2 protein-coding genes and 1 pseudogene are annotated in these 3,477 nt (G+C 70.3%); all 3 read left to right on the top strand.

Features of this window, described 5'->3' with window-relative positions; translation table 11 throughout:
- Window positions 1-27: 27 nt before the first annotated feature.
- Window positions 28-237: pseudogene (locus FV228_RS23810) on the top strand (hypothetical protein); the annotation flags it as partial.
- A gap of 116 nt (window positions 238-353) precedes the next feature.
- Window positions 354-1,655, top strand: coding sequence for an O-antigen ligase family protein (locus FV228_RS23805; protein WP_246689990.1), 1,302 nt, complete (start codon window positions 354-356; stop codon window positions 1,653-1,655).
- 80 nt (window positions 1,656-1,735) lie between these two features.
- On the top strand, window positions 1,736-3,477 hold a 1,742-nt coding region (locus tag FV228_RS23800; protein ID WP_147856830.1), incomplete at its 3' end, for a GAF domain-containing protein.

The raw sequence follows: 3,477 nt of genomic DNA, 5'->3' as shown, positions 1-3,477 counted from the left end.
GCGGAGGGATAGGCGGCCGTCCCGGCCGCAAGGCCGACGGCGGCCCCGGCCGGGACGGCCGCCTATCCCTCCGCCGTCGATCCGAAATACGCGAGCGAATCCGCCGGGAAGGCGCGGATGCATACCTGCCTCGACAGCTACAACGCGGCCAAAGCCGCCGGGACGCTGGGCGACGCGAAATGGATCCAGAAGGGTGGCGGCTACTACTCGGTCTGCAACAAGCGGCTGAAGGGCTGACGCAACCCGCGACCCGGGACGGGCTCGCCCGGAGGCGAAGCCCATTCTCAACCATTGGATGGCATGGTTGCCGGATGTGCGGGCCCGCGTAACCGGCCCGCGGAGTCCGCGTATCCATGGCTCAGACAGCAGCGCCCGCAATCCCGGTCCCGTCGGGATTGCCCGCCGGGATCCCGCTCCTCGGGGTCATCCGGGGGCTGGCCAAGGCGCTGTTTGCCGCCTTCATCTTCTTCGCCTGCTTCGCGTTCTCGGAAACCTCGCCCTACGACGCGGTGGCGATCCCCACGATCCTGCTGTGGTTCTGCCTCGGCGTGCGCCTGCACCGTGGGGCGGTGCCGCTGCTCGCGCTGCTGCTGCTCTACCTGGTGGCGATCGTCTCGGCGCTGTTCCCGTACCTGAACGAGGAGTTCCCGGTCACCTGGACGATCCAGCTGATCTACCTCGTGATCACCTGCATGTTTTTCGCGATGTTCTTCTCGGAGGACACGCACGCCCGCATGGAGCTGGCGCTCAAGGCCTACACGGTGAGCTGCGTGTTCTCGGCGGCGCTGGGCATCGTCGGCTACCTGCAATGGCTCGGCATCGAGGACCTGTTCTACAAGTACGACCGGGCGTCGGGCACCTTCCAGGACCCGAACGTGTTCGGCTCGTTCCTGACGCTCGGCGCGCTGTACCTGATGCACGGCCTGCTCACCGGCAGCGCCCGGCGCCCGCTCGTATCGCTGGCCGGCCTGCTGATCATCATGGCCGGCATCTTCCTGTCGTTCTCGCGCGGCTCCTGGGGCGGCAGCGTCGTCGCCGTGCTGCTGATGGTCGGCTCGGTCTATGCCGGCAGCGGCTCCGTCCGGCTGCGCCGCCGCATCGTGCTCCTGACGCTGGCCACCTTGGTGCTCGCGACGATCGCGGTGATCGGCCTCCTGTCGGTCGAGCACGTCCACAAGATGTTCGAGACCCGGGCGGCCCTGACCCAGGACTACGACCAGGGCGAGACCGGCCGTTTCGGCAACCAGGTCCGCGGGTTGGCGATGCTGCTGGAGCGCCCGTTCGGGATGGGGCCGATGCACTGGCGGCTGGTCTTCGGTCTCGAGCCGCACAACTCCTATATCGGGTCCTTCGCCAACGGCGGCTGGCTCGGCGGGGTGGTGTTCCTCGGCCTGGTCCTGGCCACCAGCTTCGTGGGCTTCCGCCTGCTGGTGCGGCCATCGCCGGTCCGGGCACATGCCCAGATCGTCTGGCCGGCCCTGCTGATGTTCTTCCTCCAGGCGTTCCAGATCGACATCGAGAAGTGGCGCCACGTCTACATGATGCTCGGCATGGTCTGGGCGCTCGAAGCCGCGCGGTTACGCATGCCCCGGATCGGCGACATCGGCAGCCCGCGTGATCGCACCGGGATCGCGCGCGGCGTCAGGCCCGCTTGAAACACGGTCGCAGCCGGGTCATCGCTCCTGCGAGGACGCTGGCGATTGCCGAACGGCATATCCGCTCCCGGAGACGGTCGGTGACAGCACACCCGGACGATGAGGCGGCGCGGCTCGCGGCCCTGGACGCCCTCGGCATCGTCGGCACCCCGCCCGAGCCGCATTTCGACGCCGTCTGCCGTACCGCCTGCCGCCTGTTCGGCGTGCGCAGCGCCTTCGTCGGGTTCCTCGGCGACACCCAGCAATGGCTGAAGACGCCCTGCGCCGACGTGCCGACGACGATTTCGCGGGACCAGAGCCTCTGCCAGCACACGATCCGCAGCGACGCCATGCTGATCGTACCCGATGCCCAGGCCGATCCGCGGTTCCGCGATCTCGCCCCGGTCGCTGTCCCGGACGGGATCCGGTTCTATGCCGGCATCCCCTTGAGCCTGGCGCCGGGACTCCGGATCGGCACGTTCTGCCTGATCGACCCGGAGCCCCGGGACGGGCTCTCGGAGGCGGATGCGGCGGCGTTCCGGGATCTCGCCGAGATCGTGATCGCCCATCTGCGGCTCACCGAGGCCGATGTCCGGCGCAGCCACGAAATCGCGCAGGCCGCGATCCGCGAGGCCCTAATCCGGGAGCAGCACCGCGAGATCAACGCCCGGTCCGAGGCCCAGGCGGCGGCCAACCACCAGCTGACCATGGCCGAGCAGCTCGCCAGCGTCGGCAATTGGCGCGTGGACCTCGCCGAAGGCCAGCCGGTCTGGTCGGAGAGCCTGTACGCCATCGCCGGCCGCGATCCGCGGAAGCCGGCGCCGCCGCTCGCCGCCTTCTCGCAGGTCTACCACCCCGACGACCGCGAGCGGTTGGAGGGCATCGTCGCGGATGCCATCGCCCGGGGTGCGAGCTTCGACTTCGAGGCGCGCCTGCTGCGGCCCGACGGCGAAGTGCGCGACGTGGTCGTGCGCGGCGTCTGCCGCGGCGATCGGCCTGTGACCGGCCTGATCGGCGTGCTCATCGACGTGACCGAGCGGCGCCGCGCCGAGGACGACGTCCGCCGCAGCGAGCTGCGCTACCGCGGTCTCGCCGAGACCCTGCCGCTGCTGATCTGGACCATGCGGGTCGGCGACGGCCAGGCGACCTACGCCAACGCTCAGTTCCACGCCTATTACGGGCCGATCGGGCTGGAGCGCGTGGATCGCCTCGCCCGCAACCACCCGGAAGATGCCGCCGCCATGGAGGCGGCCTGGCAGCAGGCGATCGAGACCGGGATCGGCTACGGCGGCCAGTGGCGGATCCGGCGGCACGACGGTGCCTACCGGTGGCACAAGATCTCCCTGATCCCGATCTACCTCGATCCCGACGACGGCAAGGTCGTGGAGTGGCTCGGCACCGCCCTCGACGTCGACGACATCGTCACGGCGCGGCTCGCCGTCGAGGAGGCGCGGGGGCTCCTGGGGATCGCCCTCGACGCCGCCGACGCGGGCACCTGGGACTGGGACATGCGCACGGGGTTCGCCACCCTGAGCCCCGAGAGCGCGCGCATGCACGGCCTGCCCGATACCGGCCGGGCGCACACGATGGCCGCGGCCGACTGGACCGCCCTGGTCCACGCCGAGGATGTCGGCGACGTCTGGAACGAGATCCGCCGCGCCGTGGAATCGTCCTCCGCCTACGTCGCCGAGTTCCGGGTGGGCGAGCGCTGGATCTACGCGCGCGGGCGCACCCTGTTCGGTCCCGAGGGCCAGCCGCAGCGCATGGTCGGGCTCCACCTCGACATCTCCGAGCGCAAGGCCGCCGAGGCCGCCCTGCGGGAAGCCACGCGGGACGCGGAGGC

This window comes from Methylobacterium sp. WL18 (assembly GCF_008040015.1).
Classification (GTDB): domain Bacteria; phylum Pseudomonadota; class Alphaproteobacteria; order Rhizobiales; family Beijerinckiaceae; genus Methylobacterium; species Methylobacterium mesophilicum.
The sequence above is the reverse complement of the archived record's forward strand: the minus strand, read 5'-3'. Positions and strand labels throughout refer to the sequence as shown.